The 6689-nt window shown below is 71.6% G+C and carries 6 protein-coding genes; 1 reads left to right on the top strand and 5 read right to left on the bottom strand.

What is annotated here, in order from left to right; all coding sequences use genetic code 11:
• Positions 1–138 precede the first annotated feature (138 nt).
• From BKE38_RS05760 to BKE38_RS05740, 5 genes are all read right to left on the bottom strand, one after another.
• Positions 139–939: an ABC transporter permease gene (locus tag BKE38_RS05760; RefSeq protein WP_076956408.1), complete on the bottom strand. Its 801-nt coding sequence runs from the start codon at positions 937–939 to the stop codon at positions 139–141.
• Positions 936–1799: an ABC transporter permease gene (locus BKE38_RS05755; protein ID WP_076956407.1), complete on the bottom strand. Its 864-nt coding sequence runs from the start codon at positions 1797–1799 to the stop codon at positions 936–938. The genes BKE38_RS05760 and BKE38_RS05755 overlap by 4 nt, the downstream gene beginning before the upstream one ends.
• Before the next feature lie 5 nt (positions 1800–1804).
• Positions 1805–2824, bottom strand: a complete 1020-nt coding sequence (locus BKE38_RS05750) for an extracellular solute-binding protein (protein ID WP_076956406.1) — start codon at positions 2822–2824, stop codon at positions 1805–1807.
• A 94-nt stretch (positions 2825–2918) separates the two neighbouring features.
• Positions 2919–4016 carry an ABC transporter ATP-binding protein gene (locus BKE38_RS05745; RefSeq protein WP_076956405.1) on the bottom strand — a complete coding sequence of 366 codons (1098 nt, stop codon included), beginning with the start codon at positions 4014–4016 and terminating at the stop codon, positions 2919–2921.
• 106 nt (positions 4017–4122) lie between these two features.
• On the bottom strand, positions 4123–5499 hold the full coding sequence (locus BKE38_RS05740) for an aspartate aminotransferase family protein (protein WP_207553501.1): 1377 nt from the start codon (positions 5497–5499) through the stop codon (positions 4123–4125).
• Positions 5500–5608: 109 nt separating this feature from the next.
• On the opposite strand from BKE38_RS05740, the gene BKE38_RS05735 reads away from it, so the two are divergent.
• Positions 5609–6547 carry a MurR/RpiR family transcriptional regulator gene (locus BKE38_RS05735; RefSeq protein ID WP_076956412.1) on the top strand — a complete coding sequence of 313 codons (939 nt, stop codon included), beginning with the start codon at positions 5609–5611 and terminating at the stop codon, positions 6545–6547.
• The last annotated feature ends 142 nt before the right edge of the window (positions 6548–6689 follow it).

Genomic DNA, 6689 nt, shown 5'->3' with positions numbered 1-6689 from the left:
TGGCGAGACGCTGACGAAGCCCTGGGTCCCCGCGGTCGACCGCGGGGACCCAGGGCTTCGTCAGCGTCTCGCCAGGCATGAGTGGATCAATCCATGCAATGGCCTGGTATTGTATGGATCGCCCGTCCGCCGCAAGCGCTAACTGCCGCCATCCCCCATCATCGAGCGCATGCCGCGCCGTCCGGCGATGGCTGCCACCCCGGCGATGGCCGCCAGGCTGAGGCCGATCATGATGGTGGCGATGGCGGTGATGGTCGGGTTCACCTCCAGCATCAGCTCGTTGAACATGCGCTTCGGCACGGTCTGGTAGGTGCCGGCGACGAAGAGGGTGACGATCACCTCGTCGAAGCTGCTGATGAAGGCCAGGATATAGGCCGAGGCCAGGCTGGGCACGAGGTTGGGCAGCAGCACCCGCCACAGCATCTGCGGCCGCGAGGCGCCGAGGGTGAAGGCGATCTGCTCGATGCGCGCGTCGAAGCCGCGGATGCCGACGCCGACGATCAGCACCACGAAGGGCACCGCCAGGATGACATGCGCCAGCACCAGGCCGGCAGCACTCCCCAGCAGCCCGATCCGCGCCAGGAACAGGTAGAGGGCGACGGCGATGACGATGGCCGGCAGGATCATCGGCGCCACGAAATTCGCCTCCAGCCAGCCGCGGCCCCAGAAGCGGCCGCGGGTGATGGCATAGGCGGCGAGGCTGCCCAGGACCAGGGCGATGGCGCTGGAGACGAGGGCCAGCAGCGTCGAGGTCAGCAGCGCCTCGACCCAGCGCGGATCGGCGAAGAAGCTGTGATACCAGCGCAGCGACAGGCCGGGCGGCGGAAACTGCAGCGAGCTGGCGCTGGAGAAGGACATGATGACGACGATGACGATCGGCACCAGCAGGAAGCCGAGCGAGAGCAGCGCGACCAGCCGCGCCAGCGGACCCGCCTTCATGCGCCCCGCGCTCCTATCGCCCGGTAGAGCGCGAACAATCCCAGCGTCGCCACCAGCAGCAGGGTGGAGATGGCGGCCGCCAGCTCCCAGCGCGGCATCAGGTTGATCAGCACGTCGAGCATGTTGGCGATCATCGGCACCCGCCCGCCGCCCAGGATGGCCGGCGTCACGTAGAAGCCCAGGGTCAGGATGAAAACGAGAAGGATGCCGGCGGCAAAGGCCGGCAGCGTCAGCGGAAAGAACACCCGCCAGAAGATGGCGCGCTGGCTGGCGCCGAGGGTGGCGGCGGCCTGGAACAGCCGCTCATCGAGCTTCATCATGGCGGCCAGCAGCGGCAGCACGAGGAAGGGCAGCAGCACGTTGGTGGTGCCGATGGTGACGCCCAGCGTGTTGTAGAGGAAGGAGACCGGCGCCTCGGCCAGGCCGAGGCCGAGCAGGCTGCGGTTGACCATCCCGCCATTGCCCAGCACGACGATCCAGGCATAGGTGCGCACCAGCACGCTGATCCAGAAGGGCATCAGCACCAGGGTCAGCGCCACCAGCTGCGCCCGGCCCGAGAGGGTCCGGATCCAGAAGGCCAGCGGATAGCCGAGCAGCCCGCAGACGCCCGCGGTGATCGCCGCCAGCCAGAAGGTGTTGCCCAGCACCCGCAGATAGAGCGGCGTCTGCACCAGCTCCGCCCAATGCGCCACCGTCGGCTCGGGGCTGAGGAAGCTCTGCGCCAGCATGGCCAGGATCGGCAGGTTGAAGGCGACCAGCATCACCGCCAGCAGCGGCAGGGCATAGGCGCCGGCCCCCAGCCTGCGGCGCGCGGCCGGGCGGGGCGCGGCCAGGCCGAGGGCAGGGACCGTCGCGGACATGCGCGTCAGAAGCCGAGCTTGAACTGCTGCCAGCGCCGCTCGACCACCTCCGCATTGTCGTACCACCAGCCGACATCGTGCTGGAACTGCTTGTCGCGATGCGCCGTCGGGAACTCGGCCAGCTTGTCCTGCGGCAGCAGCGGCGTCAGCGCCGGGCTGGGCCCGGTATAGGAGATGATGGCGGCGGCCTCGGCCTGGGCGGGGGCGCGGCTGAACTCGCGCAGCAGCCGCATGGCCGCGGCCTTCTCCGCCGCATCGACGCCGCGCGGCACCACAAGATAGGCGCAGTCCAGCGCCGCGCTGTCGAAGGTGTAGCTGATGCCGGGGGTGGCGGCGACGCGCCCCGAATAGGCGGCGGCGTATTGCACCTCGTTGTCCTTCAGCAGCTGCGGCGGCTGGGCGCCGGCGGTCCACCAGACGGCGACATCCTTCTTGATCCGCTCCAGCACGCGGAAGCCGCGATCCATGTCGAGCGGGAAGAGCTTCTCCGGCGGCACGCCGTCGGCCAGCAGGGCGAAGGCCAGCATATAGGGGCGGTCCTGCAGGCTGCGCTTGCCGGGGAAGTCGCGGGTGTTGAAGAAATCCGCCCAGCTCTTCGGCGCGCGGGCATCGCTGCGCCAGGCCATCAGCGTGGAGTAGTACTGCCAGCCGAAGCCGAGCGGCAGCTTCGCCTCGGGATACATCTCGTCGGGCGCGATGGCGTTCCAGTCGAGCGGCTCCAGCAGCTTCAGCGCCTCGCCCTGCTTCACCTGGGTGCTGCCGACCTCGAACAGCACCACCGGCGGGCGGCCGGCCTGCACCAGGGTGCGCAGCTTGCCGAAGGGATTGGGGCTCTCCCGCACCACCCGGGTGCCGGTCGCCGCGGTGAAGGGGCGGATATAGGGCTCCATCGAATCGCCGGACTTGCCGCCGGCCTCGATCATGCGAATCTCGCGCACGGATTGCGCGCGCAGGATGCGGGGTGCGGCGAGGGGGATGGCGAGGCCTGTTCCGGCCAGGATCAGGCCGCGGCGGGTGACGGTCATGGCGCGCTCCTCTGATGGCGGCAGGCACGGCACGGCGTGGCGAGCCAAGGCGGAGGCGAGGCGGGCAGCCCGTGAAGGCGACTGATCAGGGCGCTCAGGCGGGCAGCAGCGCCGCGCGGGTGGCCGCGGCGGCGGAGGCGGCGAGGCCGGGCTCGGGCAGCAGCCAGGCATCGCCCGGGTCCCAGGCGAGGTGCAGCACCTCGCCGGGCTGGGGCGGGATCGCGGCGCCGGCCTGGGCGATCAGGCGCAGCCCCTGCGCCGTCTCCAGGTGCCAGCGCTGCAGATGGCCGAGATAGACCGCCTGGCGGAACTGCGCCGGCAGCGAGCCGGGCACCGGGCCGGCGGCGATGCGGATCTGCTCCGGCCGGATCACGGCGGTGGCCAGCGCGCCCTCCGGCCGGCCGGCCGCGTCGCAGGCGACCACGGCCTCGCTGCCCTCCAGCCGCAGGCCGCCGCGGACCAGGCGCCCCTGCAGCAGGTTGGCGATGCCCAGGAACTCGGCGACGAAGCGGCTGGCGGGGCGGCGATAGACGGCGTCGGGCGCGCCCACCTGCTGCACCGCGCCTTCGTTCAGCACCAGCAGCCGGTCGGAGAGCGACAGCGCCTCCTCCTGGTCATGCGTCACCAGCAGGGTGGTGATGCCGAGCTCCCGCTGCAGCGACTTGAGCTCGACCTGCACCTCCTCGCGCAGCTTTCTGTCGAGCGCGCCGAGCGGCTCGTCCAGCAGCAGGATGTCGGGCTCGAAGACCAGGGCGCGGGCCAGCGCCACGCGCTGCTGCTGCCCGCCCGACAGTTGCGCCGGCCTGCGCTTCTCCAGCCCGGTCAGCCGCACCCGGGCGAGGGCCGCCGCCACCCTGCGGGACATCTCCTCGCGCGGAACGCCGCGCACGGCGAGAGGGAAGGCGACGTTCCTGAAGACGTCGAGATGCGGGAACAGCGCATAGGACTGGAAGACCAGGCCGATGCGGCGTTCCTGCGGCGGCAGGTCGGTGACGTCGCGCCCGGCGATATGGATGCGGCCGGCACTGGGCGCGGTCAGCCCGGCCACCATGGAGAGCACCGTCGTCTTGCCCGAGCCGGAAGGGCCGAGGATGGTCAGGAACTCGCCCTGCTCGACGCGGGCCGAGAGGCGTTCCACCGCGACCAGGGCGCCGTAGCGCTTCTCGATCCCGTCGAAGACGATGTCACCCAAGCGGCGATCCCCTCTCGCGCATCGGCGGGTCGCGAAGCCCCGCCCACCCGCAGCATCGGAAAAATTCCGAGGCCGTAGCAAGCCGTTTCTGACCGCCGCCCGGTTGTCAGGCCTCCGCCTCGGCCACCGCCTCCAGCAGGGCCTGCCGCAGCAGCGCGGCTTCGGAGTCGCCCATCGGCGTCGACAGCGCGCCGGAGCAGTTGGGTGTCAGCAGCACGCCGCGCCGCAGCAATCCGGCATGCACCGCGGCCAGCGCGCCCGGCCCGCGCGGCGGCGGCGTGATCGAGCGATAGTCGCGTATCTCCCCGAGCGTCAGATGCAGGCGGAACAGCGCCCCCAGCCCGGTGACCTGTGCCGTCAGCCCGGCGGCGCGGAAGGCGGTGTTGGTGGCCTGGCGGAAATCGTCGCCGAGCCGCGCGAGGCGATCGACGGTGGCCTCGTCATAGCCGGCGAGCGTCGCCGCGCCCGCCACCATGGTCAGCGGATTGGCCGAGAAGGTGCCGCCCAGCGCCACGCCGGGCCGCCCCTGGGTGTGGTCGAAGACGGCCATGCGCGCCGCCGGCCCCGCCACGGCGCCGGCCGGCAGCCCGCCGCCGATGATCTTTCCCAGCGCCACCAGGTCGGGCGTGACGCCGAACAGGCTGTGCGCCCCGGCGTGATGCAGCCGGAAGCTGATCACCTCGTCGAAGACCAGCAGGAAACCATCGCGCTGCCGGGCTTCCTGCAGCACCTCGAGCAGCGCTGTCGTCGCCGGCACCATGCCGATGCGCGACGGCAGCGGGTCGATCACCACCGCCGCCAGCCGGCTGCCCTGGCGGCGCAGGATCTCGCGGCAGCGCTTCGGATCGCCGAAGGGCAGCACCACCGTCTCGGCCAGCAGCGTCTCCGGCGTGCCGCGGCAATAGGGCACCGAGGCCGGGTTGCCGTCCGGCGCGTCCCAGTTCTGCGGGTTGCAGTCGTAGGACACCTCGAGCGCGTCGTAGGTGCCGTGATAGGCGCCCTCGAACTTGGCGATGGCGCTGCGGCCGGAAAGTGCGCGCGCAGCCTTGACCGCGAACATGACCGCCTCGGTGCCGGAATTGCAGAAGCGCACCTGTTCCAGCAGGGGCGCGCGATGGGTGATGATCTCGGCGAGTTCGGTCTCGTAAGGTGTCGGCAGGCCGAAGGCGGTGCCCTGCGCCGCGGTTTCCCGGATGGCCTCGACCGCGGGCGGAAACGCATGTCCGTGGATGAGGGAAAAGAAATTGTTGGAGGCGTCGAGCAGCCGGCGGCCGTCGAGATCGGTCAACCAGCAGCCGTCGCCGCGCTGGGCGTAAGGCGGGTGAGGGGCAAACCAGGAAGAGGGGCGCATGCTGCCGCCCGGGATCACCGCCCGGGCGTCGCGATAGGCCGCTGCCGAGCGGGACAGCGGCGGCGCCAGGCCTTCCTGATTCGGCAGCGTCGCGGGGCGCCGGTGGATCATGGGGGCCTCAGGGTTCAGCAAGGCTCACATCCTTGCGAGGACGGATTGGACCATATGGTTCTCCGAACTGCAACATGGATCATTTGGATCGATCATTGCATTTCACGAATATAGCGTCAGCATGGCCTTCATGACCCCGCCGGAGTCCGTCACCGACGCGCTCGCCGCCCTGCTGCCCGCGCTGTCCGGCCCGATCGCGGCCGCGGCGCGGCACATGCTCGCGCATCCCGAGGATGTCGCCGTCTTCTCGATGCGCGAGCTGGCGCGGCGGGTGGAGGTGCCGCCGGCGACGCTGGTGCGGCTGGCGCAGCGGCTGGGCCTGCCTGGCTACGACGCGCTGCGCCGGCATTACGTGGAAAGCGTGCGCCGGGGCCATGTCGGCGGCATCGGCGGCATCGCCGCCACCCGCAACCACAACAGCGCCCGGACGCTGGCCGCCGCCGAAGCCGGGGGCTTCGCCGAGGCCTTCCTGGCGGCCGAGCAGGAGGTGCTGCGCCAGGCCCTGCGCGGCCTGGCAGCGGCCCCGGTGGAGGAGGCGGTGGCGCTGCTGGCCGAGGCCCGCCGCGTTCACGTCGCCGGGCGGCGCACGGCTTTCTCCACCGCCTATGCCCTGGCCTATACCCTGCACAAGGCGCGGCCCGACGTGGTGCTGGTGGGCGACATGGCCGGCGTGTCGGAGGCGGCGCTGCAGGACGTCGTTCCGGGCGACGTGCTGGTGGTCGTCACCTTCGCCCCCTTCTCCCGCCCGGTCATCGGCATGGCCGAGCGCGCGGCCGCCGCCGGGGCCCGCATCATCGCCATCGTCGAGGCCGCCATCCCGCCATTGAAGCGCCTGGCGGGGCCGCTGATCTTCATCGCGCCGACCCAGGGCGGCGCCTTTCCCGAATCGACCAACGGGGCGCTGGCCATCGCCAACCTTCTGGTGGCGCGGGTGGTGGCGCGGCTGGGCCCGGCCGCCGAGCGCCGCATCGCCGCCGACGAGCGCCGCATCCTGGCCGGCGGCGAGTTCCTGCTGGCCGGGCCGCGGTCCGGCAGGAAGCTCCGCGGCACGCCGCCCGGCGCCGGCTGAGTTTCCGCCACCCCTGGCGCAGGGCGCCAGTGCCCGCACCGGCACGGCGGCAATCGACGACGTGGCCGCCGCGCCGGTCGGGCTGTTCATGGCCTCCCCAGGCTGGCGGAGCAATGTGACGGGGATCGTCGAAGGGCGGGCG

This window comes from Teichococcus deserti, from assembly GCF_001982615.1.
Lineage (GTDB): Bacteria > Pseudomonadota > Alphaproteobacteria > Acetobacterales > Acetobacteraceae > Pseudoroseomonas > Pseudoroseomonas deserti.
Note: the sequence above shows the minus strand (reverse complement) of the source record. Positions and strands in the feature narration are given on the sequence as shown.

What these genes read in the sequence shown, in the direction of transcription:
- BKE38_RS05760 (WP_076956408.1), bottom strand. Translation starts at nt 939, where the DNA reads ATGAAGGCGGGTCCGCTGGCGCGGCTGGTCGCGCTGCTCTCGCTCGGC.
- BKE38_RS05755 (WP_076956407.1), bottom strand. Translation starts at nt 1,799, where the DNA reads ATGTCCGCGACGGTCCCTGCCCTCGGCCTGGCCGCGCCCCGCCCGGCC.
- BKE38_RS05750 (WP_076956406.1), bottom strand. Translation starts at nt 2,824, where the DNA reads ATGACCGTCACCCGCCGCGGCCTGATCCTGGCCGGAACAGGCCTCGCC.
- BKE38_RS05735 (WP_076956412.1), top strand. Translation starts at nt 5,609, where the DNA reads ATGACCCCGCCGGAGTCCGTCACCGACGCGCTCGCCGCCCTGCTGCCC.